Here is a 22462-nt window from a genome sequence, read left to right on the forward strand (position 1 = left end):
ACTTCGGATTGCTGAACGTGCTGGGGCAGGTGCCCGGAACTCGTAGCGCGGTGAATCAGGCGGCGCAGGCGCTGAAGGAACATCTGCAATAACGATAGTCGACTCACCGGCCTCTTCGCGGGGAAAACCAACCCCCCACTCTTGTACGGCTCACCCCCCCCCCCCAACAGGCCGGTGAGGCGACTATCGTTATTGCAGATGTTCCTTCAGCGCCTGCGCCGCCTGATTCATCGCGCTACGAGTTCCGGGCACCTGCCCCAGCACGTTCAGCAATCCGAAGTCATGGATCATGCCGTTGTAGCGCACGGCAGTCACCGGCACACCGGCAGCATCGAGCTTGCGGGCGTAGGCTTCGCCTTCGTCACGCAGCACATCCATTTCGGCGGTCTGCACCAGTGCTGGCGGCAGGCCTTTGAGTTGATCCAGGCTAGCCCGCAGTGGCGAGGCATGGATGTCATCACGCTGGCGCGGGTCAGTGGTGTAGCTGTCCCAGAACCACTGCATCATGTTGCGCGTCAGGAAGTGCCCTTCGGCAAACTGGTTGTACGATGCATTGTTGAAGTTGGCGTCGGTCACCGGCCACAACAGCGCCTGGAACCGCAGCTTGGGTGTACCCGCTTCCTTGGCCTTGATCGCCACCACCGCCGCCATGTTGCCGCCGACGCTGTTACCGGCCACGGCCAGTCGGCTGCCATCCACACCGATTTCCTTGCCGTGCTCGGCCACCCAGCGGGTCGCGGCGTAGGCCTGGTTGATCGCGGTGGGGAACTTCGCTTCTGGCGATGGCGTGTAGTCGACATAGACTGCCGCCGCGCCGGAGCCGACCACCAGATCATGGATCAGGCGCTCGTGGGTCGGGTAGTCGCCCAGCACCCAGCCACCGCCGTGGAAGAACATGAACACTGGCAGCTCACCTTTCGCGCCTTGCGGGCGCACCACGCGGATGTCCAGCGGCTTGCCGTCGATCTGCAGTGTGCGACGCTCGACCTGGATACCCGAAAGATCGACCTTGACGCTGGCCTGCGCACCGCTGAGCACGGCCCGTGCATCTTTGGGCGCCAAGGTTTCCAGCGGCTTGCCGCCACCGGCGGCCAGGGCATCGAGGAAGCCTTGGGTGGTGTGCTCGACGCCGGCGCTACCGGCGGCGAAGGCGCTGTTGACGGCGAGGGCGAGCAGGCCGGCGGTCAGGGTGCGGGACAGTTTCATGGTTCAAGCTCCTCTGGGGTCGGGCCGTGGGGTTCAGTTCTGGTTGGCGGCGGTGGTTGGGTGGATATAGCTGACCTTCTGCACCTGGCCGCTGCTGTCGCGGTAGGTGAGGGTGGCGGCGGAGGCATGGCTGCGAGTGCTGTTCGGGGCATCGACCGCGATGACCTGGGCGATGTCCAGGTTCATGCCGTAGTGGTAAGGCGTGGCCTCGATGGACTGGGCGAAGGCGCCTGCAGTGGTGCCGAGGGTCAGGGTGGCGATGGCGAAGACTTTGCGAAGGGTGGTCATGATCGTTCTCCAAGGTTCGGTAAGGGATCAGCGACTGCTTGCTGCTTGAGTAGAATATTGCGCGCAAATATTTAGCGCGCGAAATATATTTCCGCTATGGAGAAGATTGAGTGGGGTTATCGGTGGTGGTGCGGGCGTCGAGTCAACTGCCGGGGCGATACTGCAGGGCCTCGGCCAGATGCGTGCGGGCGATGCGCTCGGCCTGTTCGAGATCGGCCAGGGTGCGGGCGACCTTGAGCAGACGGTGGGCGGCGCGCAACGAAAGGTTGAGTCGCTCGCACGCGCCCTCCAGCCATGACTGGTCGGCGGCTTTGAGGTCGCAATGTTTGCGCAGGCCTGGCATATCGAGAAACGCGTTGGCACAACCCTGGCGACGCTGTTGCCGCTCGCGGGTCTGGGCGACCTGCGCGGCGACGCTGGCGCTGGTCTCGCCACTGGGCTGGTGGCTGAGGGTGGTGCTTTCCCGTGCGACGGTCAGGTGCAGGTCGATGCGGTCGAGCAGCGGGCCCGAGAGCTTGTTGCGGTAGCGCTGGATCTGCTCAGGGCTGCACCGGCAGCGGGCTGCCGGGTCGCCCAGGTAGCCGCAGGGGCAGGGGTTCATCGCCGCTACAAGCTGGAAGCGCGCAGGAAAGCGCACCCGGTCCCTGGCCCGTGAAATCACGATCTCGCCAGACTCCAGCGGCTCGCGCAGCACCTCCAGCACACGCCGCTCGAACTCGGGCAGTTCGTCGAGAAACAGCACCCCATGATGGGCCAGGGTGATTTCCCCAGGCTGTGGCCGACTGCCGCCACCGACCAGTGCCGGGCCCGACGCGCTGTGATGAGGATGGCGAAACGGCCGCTGCGGCCAGCAGTCGATCGGTGCCTTGCCGCTGACCGACTGGATGGCCGCAACCTCCAGCGCCTCGTGCTCGTCCAGCGGTGGCAGCAAGCCCGGCAGGCGGCTGGCGAGCAAGGTCTTGCCAGTGCCGGGTGGCCCGGTGAACAGCAGGTTGTGCGCCCCCGCCGCCGCGACCAGCAGGGCGCGCTTGGCCGCGATCTGCCCCTGTACTTCGCTCAGGTCCGGATAGGGGCGCGCGCGTAGCATCAAGCCATTGGCGGCATAGGCTGGCAGCGGTGCCTGGCCATTGAGGTGCGCTACCAGCTCCTGCAGGTGCCCGACCGCATACACCACCAGCCCGCTGGCCAGGCTCGCCTCCTCGGCATTCTCCCGTGGCACCACCAGTGCCCGCCCGGCCTCCCGCGCCGCCAGCGCCGCCGGCAGCACGCCCTGTACCGGGCGCAATGCCCCGGATAGCGCCAACTCGCCCAGGCATTCGAAATCGACCAGGGTCGCCACCGGCACCTGGCCGTTGGCGGCGAGGATGCCCAGGGCGATGGCAAGGTCGTAGCGCCCGCCATCCTTGGGCAGGTCGGCGGGGGCGAGACTCTGGGTGATGCGTCGGGCCGGGTATTCAAGGCCCGAATTGACGATGGCACTGCGTACCCGGTCCTTGCTTTCCTTGACCGTGGCCTCGGGGAGGCCGACCAGGGTGAGGTTGGGCAGGCCGTTGGCCAGGTGGGTTTCGACGCTGACAGCGGGCGCCAGCACCCCGACCTGGGCGCGGCTGTGGACGAGGGCGAGAGACATGGACACTCCTTGGTCACTGGGGATGCCGCGTCCTGCGGCAGGGGCAAGGATAGCCAGGGGCGTGGGCAGTGGCGGGTGAAGAGTGCGACGAGATTTTGCCAAGGCATGGCGTTTTTTGTTGAGTGGACACAGTCCGTCAGGCCCACCGTGGCGCAGCAGCGTGAAGATACTTTTTATGTCATACGGCAAGTATTCACTAAGAAAATTGATTTCTCAGCAATTTTAAAAAGCATAACCCTGTTTCTGGGTAAACAGAACGCAATCCAGACTAAGCGCTTTCAGCATAAATTGGATCCAATATCAGATATCCGCTCACCTCACCCAGCGCCAGCACGATCGCTTACACGCCAAGGAGAACGCCACCATGATGTTGAAGAACCCTTCCACTAAATACCGCCATTTCAACGTGGTTGATCTGCCGGACCGCACCTGGCCTGGCCAGGTACAGAAAGCCGCACCGGTCTGGTGCAGCGTTGATATGCGCGACGGCAACCAAGCCCTGATAGAACCGATGAACGCCGAGCGCAAGCGCCGCTTCTTCGATCTGCTGGTCAAGGTCGGGTTCAAGGAGATCGAGGTAGGTTTTCCGGCGGCTTCGCAGACTGATTTCGATTACGTCCGTGAGCTTATCGAAAGCGGCGCAATCCCTGACGATGTCACCATCCAGGTCATGACTCAGGCGCGTACTCACCTGATCAAGCGCACCTTCGAGGCGCTCAAGGGCGTGCCGCGGGCCATTGTGCATGTCTACAACGCCACGGCCCCTGTGTTCCGCGAAGTCGTGTTCGGTGTCGACCGCGCTGGCTGTATCGATATTGCCACCCAGGCCACCCGTGAGATCAAGGCGTTGATGCAGGCCAATCCGCAAACCCAGTGGACCTACCAGTATTCGCCGGAAACGTTCTGCTTCACCGAGTTGGACTTCGGCCTGGAAATCTGCGACGCGGTCATCGCCGAGTTCCAGCCAACGCCGTCCAACAAGATGATTCTCAATCTGCCCACAACCGTCGAGGTGTCGACGGCCAACGTGTTCGCCGACCAGATCGAATGGTTCTGCAGGCATGTGAGCCAGCGAGACAGTGTGATCATCAGCGTGCACCCACACAATGACCGCGGCACCGGGGTGTCAACTGCCGAGCAGGCGTGCCTGGCGGGTGCCGAACGGGTCGAGGGGACGCTGTTCGGCAATGGCGAGCGCACCGGCAACGTCGATATCCTGACCTTGGCCATGAATCTGTATACCAGCGGCATCAGCCCTGAACTGGACTTCTCGGACATCACCCACGTTCAGCGTGAGGTCGAGTACTGCAACCAGTTACCTACCCATCCTCGTCATCCCTATGCCGGTGAGTTGGTGTTCACTGCGTTCTCCGGCTCTCATCAGGACGCGATCAAGAAAGGCTTTGCGCGCCGCCGCGCAAACCCTCACGGTTATTGGGAAATCCCCTACCTGCCGATCGACCCTGCCGACATGGGGCGCAGCTATGAGGCGGTGATCCGGGTCAACAGCCAGTCGGGCAAGGGAGGCGTGGCGTATCTGCTGGAGCAGCAGGGCATCGTGCTGCCGCGGCGTCTGCAAATGGAGTTCAGCGGCGTGGTGCAGCGGGTTGCCGATGCCGAAGGCCAGGAAGTGACCAGCGATATGATCCTGGCCTGCTTCACTGAAACCTATCTGCAGCAGGGCAGGCCCTACACCCTGACCCAGCCCATGCTCACCAGTGACCGAGCAAGCACCTACGTCAGTGCTCAATTGCTCGTTGACGGTGGCCGCCTGCCATTGACCGGGGAGGGTAACGGGCCGCTCGCCGCGCTGGTCAAAGCCTTTGCCGCACTTGGCCTGAATTTCGACATCGCCGACTACCATGAGCATGCGGTACGTGATGGCGCCCAGGCCGAGACGATCGCCTATGTGGAAATTCGCGTCAACAACCAGCTGCTTTTCGGTGTTGGTAAAGACAGCAGCATTCTCCAGGCTTCGCTGCAGGCTTTGGTCAGTGCCGTGTGCAGGGCTACTCGCCAGGGCCTGCTCGAGCCCTTGGGCAATACCATCGTCACGGCCTGAGGCGATATCGGCATTGGAAGCCTTGGGAACAGACTGCGGGCATGGTGCGGTGGTGGCCAGCCACGAGGTCCGCATGGAAGGCGATGTATACATGCGGACCTTGCAGCTCAGTTCACGCATTGAACACTGTCAGATCATCCTGGTTTCCGGATTTTGGTCTTCGAACCTGGCAGTTCTTCAGTCAGGCGTGCGCTCCTGCACCTCCACCAGCCCAGCCTCCAGCCCCCGCACCATCACGCCCTCGGGCACCGCTGCACCGGTCGTCACCGGAATCTGCTCGACCGCAGCCTGTGGCGTCGCTCGATACACCACGTAGCGTCCCCCCTGGCCATCATCGCGCAATGCGTGCGGGGGAATGGCGATACCCTGTTCGTCACGCTGCAGAATGATCGACAGGCGTGCGCTCATCCCCGCGCGCATGGGGTGCTGCAAGGGCTGTGCTGGCAGGTCGATCGACACCTTCACTGGGTACTGGGCTCCGGCGCCTTGCGTATCAGCCGTCTCGCTCTGGATACCGATGGCGGTCAGGCGACCGCTCAGTTCACCGGAAAAGCCGTCGCCACTGATCTGCACCGGCATGCCTTCGTGCAGTAGGCGCAGGTCGGTCTCTTCCACCCGGCTCAAGGCCTGGAAGCGCTCCTGGCCTATCACGCCGAGCAGCGGTACCCCCTGGGTAACGGCGACACCCGTTTGCAGGGGAACGGATTTTCCGCCCTCTTGAGGGGCCGGGCGAACCACATACCCGGCCAGCGGAGCGAGCAGTTCGCGTCGTGCATACAACTGCTCGAGGGCCTGATGGCGCGCTTGGGCGTTGGCCAGTTCCATTGCCGCGATGCTGAGCTCCTCGCCGTGGCCGTGCGCAAGTGTTGTAAGCAGATCCTCGTTGGCGGCGGTCAGGTCCTGGCGCTGGGTGTTCACCTGCTGAGCCAGGCTTTCGACCTCCATTCGCGCGACGATGCCGCGCTCGAACAGCGCCTGGGTATCGCGCAGGCTATTCTCGCTGCGGGATAGGTTCTGGTTCGCGGCCGCCACTGCGCGCCGTGCGCGGGCGACTTCTGGGCTGGAGCTCCAACGTTCCAGGCGTTGCGCCTCTCGACGGGCCTTGAGCAGCTCAGCCTGTGCCTGGCGCAATTGCACTTGCAGCTGCGCAGGGTCCAGCGTCACCAGCACCTGGCCTTTCTCGACGTGCTGGCCCTCCTGTACGCGCACGTCGGCGATCAGCCCATCGAAAGGTGCAGCGAGGGTGATGTGGTCCATTGACTGCAGGTGGCCTACCAGGCCCAGGCGATTTTCCAGCAGGCGCGGTGCTACCTGCACCCACTGCGCTTGCGGGGAAGCGCCCGGCTGCTCATCCGCATCGCCGTAGCAGCCCGGCAGATTGGCGAGGGCCAGCACCAGTAGCGCGCGGCCGCCAGTGATCGAGCAAAACCTAGTCATTCAGTGCAATGTCCCAACTGTCCAGCGTGGTGCCCAGGGTCTGGTCCAGTTCGGCCTGGGCGTTCATGTAGCTGATGAGCGCACCCAGGCGCGTATTCTGCGCCGTGCGCAGGTCGTTCTCGAAACTCAGAACCTGGAAGTTGCTTGATCGGCCGACGGTGAGTTTTTCTCGTTCGATCGCTAGTTTGCGTTGCGACAATTCCTGCGCGCGCAGGGCAATCTGGTACTGGCGCCAGCGCACGCCGATGTCGCGCACGGCATTGGTCACGTCCCGCTGGAGTTGCTGACGTGCTTCCTGCAACCGGACTTCCTGGGTTTCCACCCCGACACGCGCATGTACTTCAGCCTGACGGGTACTCAGGTCACCGATCGGAATTTCCACTTGAACACCCACATAATTCTCCCAACTGCGCGCGCTGCCGTTGAGGTTGTTGCGTTCACGTACCTGGGCGCCACCACCGACCAGAGAGACGTCCCACAGGCGCTCGTTACGCGCCACCGTCAGGTTGATCGTTGCTTGCTCGCCGGCAATCAGTTCGATGAGGTAGGTCGGTTGCAGGGCCTGAGCCTGTTGAAGGGCCAAGGAGGTGTCGACATCGATCGCGTCTGCATGGACCGTGTCGCTGGCGACGATGGGGGTATCGAGATCCAGCGCCAGCATCTGCAACAGAGCCAGGCGCGCGGCTTGCTGTTGATTGCGGGCGTCTTCCAGTCCGAGCTCCTGGGTGGCGACTTCGGCTTCGGTCTGGACTATCTCGAAGGCTGCCATGCGACCGGCAGCAATCATTGCCTGGTTCACCTCGAGCAATTGATTGGCCCGCTGCAGGGCGTCGCGGGCAATCTGCAACTGCTCCTGGGTCTGCAGCAGAGTGTGATAACCGATGATGATTCGGGTGATGGTCTGCGCCACGGTGTCTTTCAACGCCAGCCGGTTGACCTGCTCGCCCAGGCGGGCCAGTTGCACCGGTGCCGTGGCGACATCCCTGCCGGCACCGCGCAGCAGCGGCTGGATGACCGTGATGTTGGCGCCGTCGTTACGGGTCAGCCCGGCCAGTTCGGCCTCGGTGTGACGATAGGTCCAGCCCAGGCTCAGGCGGGTGCCGTAAGGAGTCAGCAGGGTCGTAGTGGGTGTGATATCCCCTTGGCGATAGCGGTCGGCCTGGTTGTGATTGGACAGGTAGTTGCCGCGGATGAGCAGCTTGGGGCTGAAACGATCCTCGGCCACCCGCAGGTCGAACTTCTGAGCAATTCGATCCAGATAGGCGCTGCGGATCCCGCGGTTGTCGCGCAGACCGAGGTAGATCGCGTCGCTTAGGCTCAAATCAATGCGCTGTGCCTTCAGCGAGAGGCTGGAAACGGCTGGCGAAGGTGCGCTCGACCGGGTCGCCTGGGAAGGCGCGAGCGCCAGGCTGGCCAGGGCAGGCCCGGTGCTCATGATCAGCAGTAGCAAGGCCAGGCAGCGCTCAATCATCGCGCAACGCCTGTACCGGTTGCAGGCGGGCGGCAGACAGCGCCGGGCTCAAGCCGAAGAACAGCCCGGTGAGGACTGCGCCTCCGATGCCAAGTGGCAACGACAGGGGGGCGAGGCTGAAGTCGGCCCAGCCAGACAGCAAAGTAAACAGCCACCCCGCGCCCACGCCCAGCACTGCACCGCAAGCTGCGCCGGTCACGGCCAGTACCACCGCTTCGAGGAGAAACAGCCAGGCGATATCTTGCGGGCGGGCGCCTAGTGCCATGCGCACGCCGATCTCGCGGCGGCGTTCGGAGACGTTCATCAGCATCACGTTCATCACCCCGACACCGCCCACCAGCAGGGCAATGCCGCCCAGCCCTGCCAGCAGCCAGGAGAACAGCCGCGACTGCTGGGCGATACCGGCGAGCAACTGCTGGGGAGCCTGGACATCGATCGTGCGACCGGGCAGTGCGGTCTGCAACCGCGCCTGCAGGCGAGGGGCGACGGCAAGTGGGTCGGCACCGTCGGCAGTGCGCGCCAGAACGGTACCCACCTGAGGTGCGCTGACCAGCCGTCGCATACCTTCGAGCGGGATCAGCAAGCTGTCGTCGATCGACAGCGGCAGCAGTGGGTTTTGTCCGATGCCGTGCAATACGCCGATCACCTGGAACACGTAGCCTGCGATCTGTAGCTGTGCGCCAGGCATGACCGGCATGCCCTGCGCGGCCAGATCGGCGGCAAGGCGCTCGCCCAGTACCGCATGGGTGCTGCGGCTGTCGTAAGGGCTGATGAAACGCCCCTCTATCAATCTGAGGTCGAGTACTTCGGCCAGTTGCGGATCTACCCCGGCTAGCAGCGCGTCGTGTGTTCGTCCGTGCAGACTCACGCGTACCGACGACAGGCTCAGCGGACTGATTGCACGCAGTCCCGGCTCGGCTTCGCGCACGGCTTGGGTGTCGAAGGGCTGCGTTGCCTGTGCCGACAAGTGGGCGCCTGCAGGCCATTGCACGTCGGCGACCAGCAGGTTACTGCCCATGCCCTTGAACACCGCCATCGCCTGGCGCTGGGCGTTATGCCCAATGTTCAGCAGCGCAACCACGGCTGCGCAGCCGACTGCGATACCGAGCAACGCCAGAATGGCCCGGCGTCCCAGGCGCTGGAGGCTATCGAATGGTTCAGAAAGGCGCTGAGCGAGGGATGGGCCGTAGGCTCGCGTGCTAACCATGCACGACCTCGCGTATGCAGCCCTCGACAACCTGCAGGCAGCGTTGCAGACGACGGGCAATCCCCAGGTCATGGGTGACGATGATCAGGGTGACGCCCTGCTCACGGTTGAGAGCCAGCAGCAGTTCGATGATGTCTTGTGCAGTCTGGCCATCGAGGTTGCCGGTGGGCTCGTCGGCGAGCAGCAGTTGGGGCTCACCGACGAGGGCGCGGGCAATGGCCACTCGCTGGCGTTGGCCCCCGGAGAGCTCTGCCGGGCGGTGGTGCAGCCGTTCGCCGAGGCCTACCCGCCGCAACTGCTGGCGCGCCGCCTCCCGTGCCGAGTTGCGTGGCTCGCCACGGTAAAGCAGCGGCAAGGCGACATTGTCGAGGGCATCCAGACGCGGCAGCAGGTTGAAGCCCTGAAAAACGAAGCCGATGTGCTGGTTGCGCATCACTGCGCGGGCGCCATCGGTTGCCAGGGTCATGTCGCGGCCTGCCAGGTGGAGGTGTCCTTGGGTGGGCTGGTCGAGCAGACCGATCAGGCTGAGCAAGGTGCTTTTGCCCGAGCCCGAGGCGCCAACGATGGCGCAACTTTGGCCGGCCTTGACCGACAACGAGACATCACGCAGCACGGGCCGCGCGGCGCTATGGGAGCTGTACGCATGCGTCACGCCTTGCAGGCGAATCAGCGTCTGGTTGGGTGACTCAGGCATCCATTGCCCACGATCCTTGGGAATCTGTTCAGGTATTCCCACTCAATACGATGGGCACCTGGTTGAATAAATTCAGGTGTCTTGCGTTGCTGTCTTGTCGGTGTATTCAAGGCGTTTTGCCAAGACCAGATCGAGCAGCGATTGGAGTTGATCCTTGCTGTGCGATTGTTCTTTTTCGGCGTACTGGATGAGTTTGTTCAAATCATGTTCGTAGTTGTCGGGAAGCTGGGCTTCCATGATCGGCGGCAGGCCCTTGTAATAATCCAGGATGCCTTGAAGGGTTTTAGGTGACATGTGCCCGTCGCGGTTGTACTCGTCCATTAACTTCTGCGAAACCGCCCTGGACCAAGCCTCTTCTTGTGCACCGGTCTCCACCAGCGCTGCGCGCCGTTCGTTGACTGTAAATGCACCGCTGTCGTCATGCACGACTAGAGAGAGTTGTTCCATGGACATGCCCGCGAACGGGTTGGAACCTTTGTTGTTCAGGAAGGCGGTTGCCTGACGTGCTTGCTCGAGGCGCTGTGGGTCGTCCGAAGCGGGCGTTTCGGCATCGCGTTCGACCTTGGACTGCTCGAACGCCGGGCTGTGAATGGCGCGGGTAACCTGCTCAGCGATGGCTTTCAGGCCGCTACGGTCAGTACTGGCGTCGCGCTTTGCCGCGCGCGCTGCTGCGTCGCTGAGCAACTGCGCCAGTGGCGAGATGCTCGCGTTATCCGAGTTACCGTTTTTTTGGGTCACCGCTACCGAGGCCGTGGCGTCCGGCTTTTCATCTGGCTTGCCAGTGCCTTGAGTCGCGTTGAGGGTTTTTACCTGTGACGCCGGCAGGCTGTTGACACCATCCATGATCGTCTCCGTATCTCTCTGGGCAGCGGGGATGCTGCGTCTGCTTTGGACCCGTTCTGCCCCGGATCGCTCCGGGGCAGAACGTTCAGCGACTTACTTGATCGTGAATTCGACGTTCCACGAATAGTTCGACAGGCTGGTCGAGGTGATGGTTGCGGTGCAGCGAGCGCCGCCGCTGGCATCGGCATCCTTGGTCCATTTCGGGATCTTGGTGATGGTGCCACCCAGCCCGCCCGGGGCAATCGTGTTGACGAACGAGGTACGGAACACGCAGGACTTGCCGCCGATGGCGTAGCGCACGAAGGCGGTGGTGATGTCTGGGCTCAGGGGGCCGGTCACGACAAAGGTGAAGGCCTGGTTCGGCAGGATCGAATCTTTGGGCTTGGGCGTTGCGCTGGCGTTGGTCAGGGCTTCGTTGTTGCCGATCATCGAGTACTTGGCTTCGGCAGTGCCCAGGTTCTTGACGGTGATCTGCACGGGAGGGCCTGCATGCGCTGCACCGGCAGCGAACAGGGAGGTAACGGCCAGGGCCGCGAAGATCCGTTTCTTGAATTGCATAGCGTATTTTCCATGTGTTGACATTTTCGTATGTCGCACGACGGACGACAGTCCGCCTTGCCCGGTCTGCAGCGTTACGGCAGCTGCATGTCCTTTCCGGTCACTTTGCATCGGTGCCTTCCATGGGTTAGCTCGACTTGCGCAAAGTCCAGCTAAATAAATCCTTCCAGTTGAGGCAGTTAACGGCACAGGGAGGGAATACTTTAGTGTCGGATTCTTGAGCGGCCTGAGACTTCAGTTCGTTGAGGTGTGCTTGTGCAGCATTTGCCTGGGCCTCGATGCCGAGGCGGTATCGAGGCTTGGTCGTGAGGTTTCAGTCACCAGCGTTACGGCTGACCTCAAGATCATTCAACAACGCTTTGGCCAGGGCGCTGAGGTAGTGCAGGGCGGTGATTGCCGCAGGGTTTGCCTCCCCTGTGAACTGATCGCTCAGATCACGTGTACAGCCCACCAGCACTGAGATTTCTTCGATGGCGCGCTCATAGGGGACACCGGGCTGTACGCGAAACATCTCGAGAAAGGTGGCAACACCTGCGGTGGTGCGACCGGATTGGTTACCGCTCATGTTCATCACTCCTTGACGGGCTCAGGGTCACATCCGGTTCAGCGCATGTTCGATCAGCGCGCGAGCCGTTTCGGCGGAGTGCGCGGCGTTCGACAGCATGTGCAGGCCGGGTACACCGGCATAGGTGCGGCAGTGTTCGTCGATGGTTTCGGCGACACCGCGCAAGAGCTCGCTGGCGTGCGCCAGGGCGTCGGGAGGGGTCATGTCGGTGTGGATGGAGAAGTAGGGGTTGTTGATGAGCTTGAGGCGGGGTGGGTCGGGGACGAGTTTTTTCATAACGAAGACTCCATGCCGGTTTAGATAACCGCCACCCGATCCTTCTCACAGATATAAGGGTGGCAGCCGCGCACGAGGTGAGAAGACCGTGGACACGGAGAAACACGGCCAGACCGAAGTCTGCTCGTGCACGGCTGCCATGACTTGGGAGCCAACGTGTCAGGTGGGCTTCTCACACCCAGCCGCCAATGTGGGCGACCCAGCGAAGTTATCCCTGAGGCATTTCCCCGACAATTAAGAGGCTTCCGCAAAGCGCGTAGGATACTTCCCAAGGTTAACGGATCGAAGGCTCCTGCTAGAGATTTCAGAACTTTCGTACGTCGGCGGCCGCTGCGCGCCCGATCGCGGGACGAGCCCGCTCCCACAGGGGGCACAGCCACCGGAGTCGGTGCAGCACTTGTGGGAGCGGGCTTGCCCGCGAAGCAGACACCGTGGTGGGTGGCGCCGGCTATGCCGGCGTTCACTGCGCCCCACAAGCCTGTTGCGGCGCATCATCCAGACAGCCGCGCCTCAACCCCAAACAACACCACCAACACCCCACTCAACACCAAGGTCACGATCACAAACAGCACATTGCGCCGCGCCGCCCGGGCCTGGGCGGGTGGCAGGTCGTGGGTGAGCGAGAAACGGGTTCGTTCATCAGGCTTTTCAGGCGTCATGGCAATGCTCCTCTCGCTCGGGTTGTCGTGGTTGCCTGCCGCAGATCACCTGCACTCCAGCGCCGCGAGCCCTGGCCAGCAGCTCCTCGGTGTCGTCGCCCCCGGGCAGGGCGAGCAACAACTCGGGGCGGCTGTCGGTGAACATGAACAGGTTGCGCAGGCGTTCGGCCTGCTTGCCGTGCAACTGCCAGTTGGGCGGGTAGCGCACCAGGTCGGCGCCGTGCTCGCGTGCCCAGCTTTCGATCTCGCCACCGAGGAACTGGCTGCCGCCGTGAATCAACACCCGGATCGGCCGCTGGCGCTGGACATCGTCCAGGGCCTGGCGGCAGCGCCGGGTGTCGGCGTAGTTGCGTCCCGCACAGATCAGTACGCGCATGGTCTGCTCTCCCTGCTGGCTCAGAACCACTGTCCGAAGCGGCGGATGTAGAGCGTTTTCATGGTCTGAGCGACCACGCAGTAGCCCAGCAGGGTAGCGACCAGCCAAGGGAAGTATTCCCACGGCAGCGGCACCAGGCCGACCATCGCGCCCACTGGCGAGAACGGGATGTAGATGCCCAGCGCCATCACCAGGCCCGTGGCCAGGATCACCGGCAGCGCCGCAGTGCTCTGGAAGAACGGCACCTTGCGGGTGCGCAGCATGTGCACCACCAGGGTCTGCGAAAGCAGCCCTTCGATGAACCAGCCGGACTGGAACAGCGCCTGCATCTCGACACTGTTGGCGGCGAACACGTACCACATCAGGGCAAAGGTGGTGATGTCGAAAATCGACGACGTCGGGCCGATCCACAGCATGAAGCGGCCGATATTGCGAGCGTCCCACTTGCGCGGTTCGCTGAGGAACTCCTTGTCCATGCGGTCCCACGGCAGCGACAGCTGGGAGAAGTCATACATCAGGTTCTGCAGCAGCAGGTGGATCGCCAGCATCGGCAGGAAGGGAATGAACGCACTGGCCACCAGCACCGAGAACACGTTGCCGAAGTTGGAGCTGGCGGTCATGCACAGGTACTTCATGATGTTGCCGAAGGTTTCGCGACCCTTGAGCACACCCTCCTCGAGCACCATCAGGCTTTTTTCCAGCAGGATGATGTCTGCCGATTCCTTGGCGATATCGGTGCCGCTGTCCACCGAGATACCGACGTCGGCGTCACGCAGGGCGGCAGCGTCGTTGATGCCGTCGCCGAGGAAGCCCACGGTGTGACCGTTGGCCTGCAGCGCCTTGAGCACGCGGGATTTCTGCAGTGGGGTGAGCTTGGCGAAGACGGTGCGTTCTTCGACCTGAATCTTCAGGGTGGTGTCGTCCATGCGCTCGATGTCCTGGCCAAGCAGCGGCAGGCCGGGCTCCAGGCCGACTTCGCGGCATACCTTGCAGGTGACCACCGGGTTGTCGCCAGTCAGTACCTTGACCCGCACGCCCATGTCGCGCAGGGCGGCGATGGCCGGGCCGGCGGTTTCCTTGGGCGGGTCGAGGAAGGTCAGGAAGCCCTGGATCACCAGGTCGCGCTCGTCGTCGGTGTGGTACTGCGCCTTGCCTTCGCTTGCCGGAATGTCGCGGGTGGCGACCACCAGCACGCGGAAGCCGTCGCGGTTGAAGGCATCGGCGCTGGCCAGCAGGCGCTGGCGCCGACGCTCATCGAGGGCCACGACGCTTTCGCCTTCCTGCACATGGGTGGCGATGGCGAGCATTTCCTCGACCGCGCCTTTGCTCACCATCAGGTGATCGCCCAGGGCGTTCTTCACCACCACCGACAGGCGACGGCGAATGAAGTCGAACGGCAGCTCGTCGACCTTGGCGTAGGCGTAGGGCGCCTGGAACGCGCGGTCCTGGGCCGCGAAGTGGAGTACGGCCTGGTCCATCAGGTTGCGCACGCCGCTCTGGTGGTGGCTGTTGAGCCAGGCCAGCTCGAGGATGCGCTTGTCGCGCTCACCGTCGATGCGCACATGGTGCTCGAGGATGATCCGGTCCTGGGTGAGGGTGCCGGTCTTGTCGGTGCACAGCACATCCATCGAGCCCAGGTTCTGGATGGCGTTCAGGCGCTTGACCACCACCTTGCGCCGGGCCATGGCCACGGCGCCCTTGGCCAGGTTGGCGCTGACGATCATCGGCAGCATTTCCGGGGTCAGGCCCACGGCCACGGCGAGGGCGAAGAGGAAGGCATCGCCCCAGTCGCCCTTGACCAGGCCATTGATCATGAACACCACCGGTACCATCACCAGCATGAAGCGGATCAGCAGGCTGCTGACGCTGTTCACGCCGCGGTCGAAGGCGGTCTGGCTGCGCGAGCCGGCGATGGCCTTGGCCAGGGAGCCGAAGTAGGTGCGTCGACCGGTGGCGACCACCACGGCGCGGGCGCGGCCGCTGACCACGTTGGTGCCCATGAAACAGATGTTCGGCAGTTCGAGCAGGTTGTCCTGGTCAGCGCTGTCAGTCGTGGCGGACTTCTGCGCGACATTGCCCAGGGTGTCGTACTTCTCGACCGGCAGCGCTTCGCCGGTGAGCACCGCCTGGCTGATGAACAGGTCGCGTGATTCGAGCAGGCGGATGTCAGCGGGAATCATGTCGCCCGCCGAAAGCTGCACGATGTCGCCGGCCACCAGTTCGTCCATGGGCACTTCGCGCAGGCGCGGCGGCTGGCCGAACTGTTCGCGGCGCAGCACGGTGGCCGTGGTGCGCACCATCGCCTTGAGGGCGTCGGCGGCCTTGTTCGAGCGGTACTCCTGCCAGAAGCGCAGCAGGCTGCTGAGGCTGACCATGGTCATGATGATGATGACCTTGGTCAGGTCGGCGTCATCCGCTTCACCTGCGCTGATCGGCATCCAGTAGTCGGTGACGAAACTGATCCCGGCCAGGGTCAGCAGGACGTAGATGAAGGGGTTGTGCAGGGCCTTGAGCAGTTGCACCAGGGCGTGGGGTTGCTGGTCGTGGGCGACCTGGTTGGCGCCGTCGCGCTGCAGGCGCTTGGCGGCTTCGTGTTCGGTCAGGCCATGCTCGCTGGCATCGAGGTTGGCGAGGGTGACGGACAGGCCATTGCGCGCTTCACGGGCGGCGCGGGTGGACAGGCGGGTTTCGCGTTCGGCCTTGGCCGGTGCGGTGTTGCGGTGTTTGACGGTCATGTTGCTGTGCTCCTGCCGCTGCGGCGGCACGACACACAGACGTTTCACTCAGGGGGTGAACGAAGGCATGTCGGGTCGCAGAAAAATGCTTGGTTTTTCCGACAGTTGTCTGTCCGCTGCCGAGAGTCGGAAGTTGTTTCGGCAGCGAACTTTCTACTCGCGCATTCCATGTTTGTATTCCTCGTTGATAAACAATGGGCAATAACCGTCCGGCGAACTTTCAAGGTTGAAAGTTCGATCAGAAGTTACTGTTCTATATCAGTTGTTCAGTGGAACGTCTGGGGGCTCAGGCGAGCGCAGAGGCGTGCCAGCAGCCCCCTTCTACCTGGAGGGTCCTGGCTGTCGTCGTGGTGCCAGTGCAGGCGCAACTGAAGTTTTCCGTGGCAGGGGTGTGCCTGCCATACGGCACGCAACTGCGGGCCGCACACGGCGGCGGAGGGCTGGGCTGGAGCGCACGGGCCACGGGGCGGCCAGGCGCGGGCCTGCAAACGCGCCAGGCAGGCGTGCAGGCGATTTGAAACGAATGACGTGAGGTTCATGAGCTTGCCTCCAACCGGCGGACACCGGCTGGGGCAAGTCACGGCGGAGCATCAGGCTCTGGCGCGGCTTGCCCGACCAGGGTGTCGGGACCGGTGTTCCGGTTCAAGTGCCTGACTGGGCCGTGCGGCGGCGGTCAGGCAGCGACTAGATACTGTGTCCATTGAATTCTTCAGTGAATGGAAAAAAGGCCCCTTTTCTCAGGGCGAGCGAACTTTATTCAAGGGTAGTATCGAAGTCAACCGGGGAGGTGAACTTTAAATAAGTTTCATCTTGTTTGAATGCTCCCTATTGTTTGTAGGAAGCGTTTGATGTTTCCGGTCGGCCTCTGCGCGGAGGCCGGCCGGATATCCCTAAGGGTGGCTAGTCCTGTGCCGGCGGCGCCATGCGCGCCTCCAGCTCGGCCACTTGCTTCTCCAGGGCTTCGAGGCGCGCGCGGGTGCGCGCCAGGACCACCATCTGGCTGTCGAATTCTTCACGGCTGACCAGGTCCAGCTTGCTGAACGCGCTCTGCATCAGGATCTTGAACTGGCTTTCGAGTTCGGCGCGCGGCTGCGCGGTGTCGCCGCTGAACAGGCGCGAGGCCTGGTCGCTCAGGGCGTCGAGAAGGGCTTTGGGCGCGAGCATGGGTCGGGTTGTTCCGTGCGTGTGAAAGGTGGGCAGTGTAGCACGGCGTATTCCGGGGACTGGATGCACACTTTTTGAGCAGCTCGCTATGACTCTATGCACCAGAACCGTGCAGCTTTCGCCGTACTGGCCATGGGCTAATCCCGAGCATTGCACGCAACTACTTGTTTTCTGGCCTTTTGCCGGATCTGGCAAGGTTTCTGCAAAGGCCTCTGTGCGCCATGCACTGATGCAGTCCCTTGTGATCGGGCAGTGTGCAGGCGGAGCCGCAAGGGTCCCTCGTCACCCGCCGAAAACGTGCGTCGGTGGGGGAATGGAGCCGACGACGCGTTACAAAGCCAGGCGCTGCGCTTAGACTTGAGACGGGTTTGTTTTCCTGGGGCAAGTCCACCAAATCGGGAGAAGAGTTTCATGAAGCTAGTCACTGCCATCATCAAGCCGTTCAAGCTGGACGACGTGCGCGAGTCGCTGTCGGAAATCGGCGTGCAAGGCATCACCGTGACCGAAGTCAAAGGCTTCGGCCGGCAGAAAGGCCATACCGAGCTGTACCGTGGCGCCGAATACGTGGTCGATTTCCTGCCCAAGGTCAAGATCGATGTCGCCATCGATGACAAGGACCTGGACCGGGTGATCGAAGCCATCACCAAGGCGGCCAACACCGGCAAGATCGGCGACGGCAAGATCTTCGTGGTGAATCTGGAGCAGGCGATCCGCATCCGTACCGGCGAAACCGATACCGACGCGATCTAAGCGACACAACAAGCCTCACCAAACCCAAACGCCCCAGGAGAAAACAAATGACTCTGCGCAAGATCGCAGGGCTAGGAGCCCTATTGTCCCTCGTAATGCCTGGCCTTGCCCTGGCAGAGGAAGCAGCCGCCCCGGTACTGAACTCCGGCGACACCGCCTGGATGCTCACGGCCACGGCGCTGGTACTGTTCATGACCATCCCGGGCCTGGCCCTGTTCTACGGTGGCATGGTGCGCTCCAAGAACCTGCTGTCGGTGATGATGCAGTGCTTCGCCATCACCGGTCTGATCAGCATCCTGTGGGTCATCTACGGCTACAGCATCGCCTTCGATACCACCGGCATGGAAAAGGGCGTGCTCAATTTCAACTCGTTCATCGGCGGCTTCTCCAAAGCCTTCCTCGCCGGTGTGACGCCGTCTGGCCTGACCTCGGCCACCGCGCTGTTCCCTGAGGCGGTGTTCATCACCTTCCAGATGACCTTCGCCATCATCACTCCTGCACTGATCGTCGGTGCCTTCGCCGAACGCATGAAGTTCTCCGCCATGCTGGTGTTCATGGGCGTGTGGTTCACCCTGGTCTATGCGCCGATCGCGCACATGGTCTGGAGCGGTGACGGCGCACTGATGTGGGACTGGGGCGTACTGGACTTCGCGGGCGGCACCGTGGTGCACATCAACGCCGGTATCGCAGGTCTGGTGGCGTGCCTGGTACTGGGCAAGCGCAAAGGCTACCCGACCACGCCGATGGCTCCGCACAACCTCGGCTACACCCTGGTCGGCGCGGCCATGCTGTGGATCGGCTGGTTCGGCTTCAACGCAGGTTCCGCTGCAGCGGCCAACGGCACTGCCGGCATGGCCATGCTGGTGACCCAGATCGCCACCGCCGCCGCCGCGCTGGGCTGGATGTTCGCCGAGTGGATCGGCCACGGCAAACCCAGCGCCCTGGGCATCGCTTCGGGTGTGGTCGCCGGCCTGGTCGCCATCACTCCGGCTGCCGGCACCGTCGGCCCTATGGGCGCCCTGGTAATCGGCCTGGCGTCGGGTGTGATCTGCTACTTCTGCGCCACCAGCCTCAAGCGCAAGCTGGGCTACGACGACTCGCTGGATGCCTTCGGTGTGCATGGTATTGGCGGTATCGTCGGCGCGATTCTCACCGGTGTGTTCGCAGCACCGGCCCTGGGCGGCTTCGGCGCGGTCACCGATATCGGTGCGCAGGTCTGGGTCCAGGCCAAGGGCGTGATCTTCACCGTGGCCTACACCGCCATCGTCACCTACGTGATCCTCAAGGTGCTGGACGTGGTAATGGGCCTGCGGGTCAACGAAGAAGAAGAGTCGGTCGGCCTCGACCTGGCTCAGCACAACGAGCGCGGCTACAACCTGTAACCGCCCTGCAGTAAAAAACTTGCCCGGCTTGTCCGGGCATTTTTTTGCCTGATTTTTACCGTTTCGCCGGTAGGCAAACGGTTTATCCGGCACGTTCGTGACGCAGGCAGAAAACTTACAGAAAAGCGGGTACTGATGGAGCTTTGTTTTTTCTCCCGGCGCGCTAGAATGCGCGCCGGAAGGGTGTTTGCAGTGCCTTCCACACACTTCGCCACGCTTTGCTAGGCTTGCCAATAGCGCAAGGCCAGCAGCGGTGGCTCAAGGATTTCGTCAGATCCCGCCAGGAGCTGGGATCTGCTGGGTGAAACGCCCTCACCAGGGGCCGTACATCCAAGGCAGTGGCCAACCCACGGCCAGTTGAATTTTCACTGGTGGCTGCCGGTCTACGGCATCACTGGTCTATAACTAACCTGCTTTTCGCAAGTCATGAGGTAGAACATGAGCGACGACGATCTGGAAAATGATGACCTCGAAGTAGGCGACGAAGACGAGGGTGATGAGGCCCTTGACGCGGCATCCGACGACGGCGCGGAAGACGCCGGCGACGACGACAGCAGCCCTGCACCTGCCGCCAAAGGCAAGTCCAAGGCGGCAGTCTCGGTAGACGAGATGCCGAGCATGGAAGCCAAGCAGAAGGAGCGCGACGCGCTGGCGCGCGCCATGGAAGAGTTCCTGGCACGCGGTGGCAAGGTCCAGGAAGTCGAGGCCAATGTGGTTGCCGATCCGCCCAAGAAGCCGGACAACAAGTACGGCAGCCGCCCTATCTGAGTGGCTGGATACAAGAAAGCCCGCCGTCGCTGCGGGCTTTTTTGTGGGTGGAATCCGACGTGCCCCGCGATAGGGCCGTCAGCGCCAGCGTGCGAGCACGTCCGGCAGCTGCGACAGGCGCTGGATCTCGGCATCCGGCGCCTGCTCGCCGGCCCAGGCCTTACCCTGGGGGTTGAACCAGATCGCGCGTAGGCCGGCGCGTTGGGCCCCAGCGATGTCGTCTCCCGGGTGATCGCCGATGTGTACCGCCGAACTGGCTTCGACCTCGCCGCGCTTGAGCGCTTCGCGGAACGGCGCCGGGTCCGGCTTGCCGATCCCCAGGTCCTCGGCGCACAGGGCGAAGCGGAAGTAGTCCGAGATCCCCAGCCGCCGCACATCGGCATTGCCGTTGGTCACGACGCCCAGCACATAGTGATGGCGCAGGATCTCCAGTACCGGCTGCACTTCGGGAAACACCTCGACCTGATGCCGGGCATGCAGGAACACCTCGAAGGCTTCATTGGCAAGCTCCTGGGCGTGTTGCTCGCTGTAGCCGACGTCGGACAGTGCGTGGAACAGCACGCGCCGGCGCAGGGCGCTGATGCGGTGCTTGAGGCCCGGTTCGGCCTGCACCAGGCGTTCGCGGATGGCATACAGGTGCTCGACCGGCACACCGCCCAGGTTTGGGGCATTGGCGGCAAGCCAGTCGCGCAGGACGGTCTCGGCACTGGCGATCACCGGTGCGGTGTCCCACAGGGTGTCGTCCAGGTCGAAGGTGATCAGCTTGATACTCATGAGTCGCTGCCTTTGCTGCGTTTGGCCCGGGGATGGGCGCTGTCGTAGACGGCGGCCAGGTGCTGGAAGTCCAGGTGGGTGTAGATCTGCGTGGTGCTGATGTCGGCGTGGCCGAGCATCTCCTGTACCGCGCGCAGGTCCTGGGACGATTCGAGCAGGTGGCTGGCGAAGGAGTGGCGGAGCATGTGCGGGTGCAGGTGCTGGCCCAGTTCGCGTTCTCCGGCGACCTTGACCCGCAACTGGATGGCCCGTGGCCCCAGGCGCTTGCCTTGGCGGGTGACGAACATCGCCCCGTCGCGTGGCGCGCTGATCCCGCGTAGTTTCAGCCACGCCTGCAGCGCCTCGCGCGCCTTGCGCCCGACCGGCAGGACGCGGGCCTTGCCACCCTTGCCCTGCACCTGGACCAGCCCGCCCGCCAGGTCCAGTTGTTCGAGGTCGAGGTTGGTCAGTTCCGACAGGCGCAGGCCCGAGGAATAGAACAGTTCGAGAATGGCCTGGTCACGACGGGCGATGAAGTCGTCGTCGACGCCGCCGTCGAGCAGTTGCAGGGCGCGGTCGGTGTCGAGGGTCTTGGGCAGGCGACGCTCACCCTTGGGCGGGGTCAGGCCGTTGGCCGGGTCATGCTGGCAAAGCCCCTCACGGTTGAGGTAGCGATACAGGCCGCGCACCGCCGAAAGCAGGCGCGCCAGGCTGCGCGATGATTGGCCGTGGTGGTGCAGGCGCGCCACCAGCTGGCGCAATTGCTGGATCTGCAGGGCCTGCCAACTGGCGATGCCCTGGGTGTTGCAGAATTCGACCACCTTCTCCAGGTCGCGGCGGTAGGCCAGCTGGGTGTGCTCGGACACCTGGCGCTCGTTGCGCAGGTGCGCGCAATAAGCTTCCAGCTGGCGTTCCATCAGCGCACCGAGCGCAGCGTCTGGGTGAAGCGCGGAACCACGCGACCGAGGACTTCGGCGATGTAGGTGAGGAACAGGGTGCCGACGCTGCTCTTGTAGTGCTGCGGGTCGCGGCTGCCAATGGCCAGCACGCCGTGCAGGCCCTGGTGCTCCAGCGAGGCGACGGCACTGGAACCGACATCCTTGCGCTGGTCTTCGCCGAACAGGAAGGCCAGCTCATGCTCGCGCAGGTTGCCGCTGACCGTCTTGCCGCTGCCCAGCAGGCCACCGATGGCCTGTTGCGCCTCGGCACCGCTGACCCAGCGCCCGACCGGCGCGGCGTTCTCACCGAACAGGATCAGGCTGACGAAGGGCACCTGGAACTCCTGGCGCAGGCTGTCTTCGACCGCCATCACCACCTCTTCCAGGCTGCTGGCGTCGAGCAGGTCGAGGATCAGGCGGCGGGTCTTGTCGAACAGCCGGTCGTTGTCGCGGGCCACATCCATCAATTGCGACAGGCGATGGCGCATCTCGATGTTGCGGTCGCGCAGCAGCTTGAGCTGGCGCTCCACCAGCGACACGCTGTCGCCGCGCTGGTGGGGGATGCGCTGCTCGATGAGCAGTTCGTCATGCTCGGCGAAGAAGGTTGGGTGGGCACGCAGGTAGGCGACCACCGCCTCGGCGTCGAGGTCGGCGGCTTGCTCGGGTACAACCTGTGGCTGATCGGTCATGGCGGATACTC

Annotated in this window: 23 protein-coding genes; 4 read left to right on the forward strand and 19 right to left on the reverse strand. The window is 63.3% G+C overall.

Annotation, left to right across the window (positions count from 1 at the left end; translation table 11 throughout):
* Window positions 1–189: 189 nt before the first annotated feature.
* The 3 genes from ACPZMI_RS20705 to ACPZMI_RS20715 all read right to left on the reverse strand — a co-directional run bounded on the left by ACPZMI_RS20705 (window position 190) and on the right by ACPZMI_RS20715 (window position 3124).
* The gene (locus ACPZMI_RS20705; RefSeq protein WP_186667350.1) at window positions 190–1206 is read right to left on the reverse strand and encodes an alpha/beta hydrolase; all 1017 of its coding nucleotides are present in this window, start codon (window positions 1204–1206) and stop codon (window positions 190–192) included.
* Between the two features lie 33 nt (window positions 1207–1239).
* Window positions 1240–1494 (reverse strand): DUF2790 domain-containing protein, encoded by a 255-nt coding sequence (locus ACPZMI_RS20710; protein ID WP_426352959.1) that lies wholly within the window; start codon window positions 1492–1494, stop codon window positions 1240–1242.
* 142 nt (window positions 1495–1636) lie between these two features.
* Entirely contained in the window at window positions 1637–3124 is a 1488-nt protein-coding gene (locus ACPZMI_RS20715; RefSeq protein ID WP_426352960.1) for a YifB family Mg chelatase-like AAA ATPase, read from the reverse strand.
* 364 nt (window positions 3125–3488) lie between these two features.
* Here ACPZMI_RS20715 and leuA point away from each other — a divergent pair, with 364 nt between their 5' ends.
* Entirely contained in the window at window positions 3489–5186 is a 1698-nt protein-coding gene (gene leuA / locus ACPZMI_RS20720; RefSeq protein ID WP_426352961.1) for a 2-isopropylmalate synthase, read from the forward strand.
* Window positions 5187–5363: 177 nt separating this feature from the next.
* On the opposite strand, the gene ACPZMI_RS20725 is transcribed toward leuA, so the two are convergent.
* From ACPZMI_RS20725 to ACPZMI_RS20785, 13 genes are all read right to left on the reverse strand, one after another.
* Complete coding sequence (locus tag ACPZMI_RS20725; protein ID WP_186710900.1) at window positions 5364–6623, reverse strand: efflux RND transporter periplasmic adaptor subunit; 1260 nt, start codon at window positions 6621–6623, stop codon at window positions 5364–5366.
* On the reverse strand, window positions 6616–8091 hold the full coding sequence (locus ACPZMI_RS20730) for a TolC family protein (RefSeq protein WP_483407407.1): 1476 nt from the start codon (window positions 8089–8091) through the stop codon (window positions 6616–6618). Before ACPZMI_RS20730 ends, ACPZMI_RS20725 begins: the two co-directional genes overlap by 8 nt.
* The gene (locus tag ACPZMI_RS20735; protein WP_426352962.1) at window positions 8087–9301 is read right to left on the reverse strand and encodes an ABC transporter permease; all 1215 of its coding nucleotides are present in this window, start codon (window positions 9299–9301) and stop codon (window positions 8087–8089) included. Before ACPZMI_RS20735 ends, ACPZMI_RS20730 begins: the two co-directional genes overlap by 5 nt.
* The gene (locus tag ACPZMI_RS20740) at window positions 9294–9995 is read right to left on the reverse strand and encodes an ABC transporter ATP-binding protein (protein WP_186667357.1); all 702 of its coding nucleotides are present in this window, start codon (window positions 9993–9995) and stop codon (window positions 9294–9296) included. Before ACPZMI_RS20740 ends, ACPZMI_RS20735 begins: the two co-directional genes overlap by 8 nt.
* Window positions 9996–10067: 72 nt before the next feature.
* Window positions 10068–10838, reverse strand: a complete 771-nt coding sequence (locus tag ACPZMI_RS20745) for a hypothetical protein (RefSeq protein ID WP_426352963.1) — start codon at window positions 10836–10838, stop codon at window positions 10068–10070.
* Window positions 10839–10931: 93 nt separating this feature from the next.
* Window positions 10932–11396 carry a hypothetical protein gene (locus ACPZMI_RS20750; protein WP_054893667.1) on the reverse strand — a complete coding sequence of 155 codons (465 nt, stop codon included), beginning with the start codon at window positions 11394–11396 and terminating at the stop codon, window positions 10932–10934.
* Between the two features lie 313 nt (window positions 11397–11709).
* Window positions 11710–11961 (reverse strand): DUF3077 domain-containing protein, encoded by a 252-nt coding sequence (locus ACPZMI_RS20755; protein WP_153772506.1) that lies wholly within the window; start codon window positions 11959–11961, stop codon window positions 11710–11712.
* 27 nt (window positions 11962–11988) lie between these two features.
* Window positions 11989–12237: a hypothetical protein gene (locus tag ACPZMI_RS20760; protein ID WP_054893665.1), complete on the reverse strand. Its 249-nt coding sequence runs from the start codon at window positions 12235–12237 to the stop codon at window positions 11989–11991.
* Window positions 12238–12728: 491 nt separating this feature from the next.
* On the reverse strand, window positions 12729–12896 hold the full coding sequence (locus ACPZMI_RS20765) for a hypothetical protein (protein ID WP_426352964.1): 168 nt from the start codon (window positions 12894–12896) through the stop codon (window positions 12729–12731).
* Window positions 12886–13272, reverse strand: a complete 387-nt coding sequence (locus tag ACPZMI_RS20770) for a DUF2493 domain-containing protein (protein WP_063542109.1) — start codon at window positions 13270–13272, stop codon at window positions 12886–12888. Before ACPZMI_RS20770 ends, ACPZMI_RS20765 begins: the two co-directional genes overlap by 11 nt.
* Before the next feature lie 20 nt (window positions 13273–13292).
* Window positions 13293–16007: a magnesium-translocating P-type ATPase gene (gene mgtA, locus ACPZMI_RS20775; protein ID WP_426352965.1), complete on the reverse strand. Its 2715-nt coding sequence runs from the start codon at window positions 16005–16007 to the stop codon at window positions 13293–13295.
* 266 nt (window positions 16008–16273) lie between these two features.
* Window positions 16274–16546, reverse strand: coding sequence for a hypothetical protein (locus ACPZMI_RS20780; RefSeq protein ID WP_186720267.1), 273 nt, complete (start codon window positions 16544–16546; stop codon window positions 16274–16276).
* 361 nt (window positions 16547–16907) lie between these two features.
* Window positions 16908–17171 carry an accessory factor UbiK family protein gene (locus ACPZMI_RS20785; protein ID WP_065861730.1) on the reverse strand — a complete coding sequence of 88 codons (264 nt, stop codon included), beginning with the start codon at window positions 17169–17171 and terminating at the stop codon, window positions 16908–16910.
* 411 nt (window positions 17172–17582) lie between these two features.
* Between ACPZMI_RS20785 and glnK the strand changes: the two genes are divergently transcribed.
* The 3 genes from glnK to sutA all read left to right on the forward strand — a co-directional run bounded on the left by glnK (window position 17583) and on the right by sutA (window position 20071).
* Window positions 17583–17921, forward strand: coding sequence for a P-II family nitrogen regulator (gene glnK, locus ACPZMI_RS20790; protein WP_002555808.1), 339 nt, complete (start codon window positions 17583–17585; stop codon window positions 17919–17921).
* Between the two features lie 47 nt (window positions 17922–17968).
* Window positions 17969–19303, forward strand: coding sequence for an ammonium transporter (locus ACPZMI_RS20795; RefSeq protein WP_054891597.1), 1335 nt, complete (start codon window positions 17969–17971; stop codon window positions 19301–19303).
* Between the two features lie 438 nt (window positions 19304–19741).
* Complete coding sequence (gene sutA, locus ACPZMI_RS20800; RefSeq protein ID WP_186667367.1) at window positions 19742–20071, forward strand: transcriptional regulator SutA; 330 nt, start codon at window positions 19742–19744, stop codon at window positions 20069–20071.
* Window positions 20072–20149: 78 nt separating this feature from the next.
* Here sutA and ACPZMI_RS20805 read toward each other — a convergent pair whose 3' ends face one another.
* The 3 genes from ACPZMI_RS20805 to ACPZMI_RS20815 are packed head-to-tail and all read right to left on the reverse strand — an operon-like array spanning window position 20150 to window position 22451.
* Complete coding sequence (locus ACPZMI_RS20805; RefSeq protein WP_426352966.1) at window positions 20150–20845, reverse strand: HAD family hydrolase; 696 nt, start codon at window positions 20843–20845, stop codon at window positions 20150–20152.
* Entirely contained in the window at window positions 20842–21741 is a 900-nt protein-coding gene (gene xerC, locus ACPZMI_RS20810) for a tyrosine recombinase XerC (protein WP_186667369.1), read from the reverse strand. Before xerC ends, ACPZMI_RS20805 begins: the two co-directional genes overlap by 4 nt.
* Window positions 21741–22451 carry a DUF484 family protein gene (locus ACPZMI_RS20815; RefSeq protein ID WP_186667370.1) on the reverse strand — a complete coding sequence of 237 codons (711 nt, stop codon included), beginning with the start codon at window positions 22449–22451 and terminating at the stop codon, window positions 21741–21743. Before ACPZMI_RS20815 ends, xerC begins: the two co-directional genes overlap by 1 nt.
* Window positions 22452–22462 lie beyond the last annotated feature (11 nt).

This window comes from Pseudomonas wayambapalatensis, from assembly GCF_049942315.1.
GTDB lineage: Bacteria > Pseudomonadota > Gammaproteobacteria > Pseudomonadales > Pseudomonadaceae > Aquipseudomonas > Aquipseudomonas wayambapalatensis.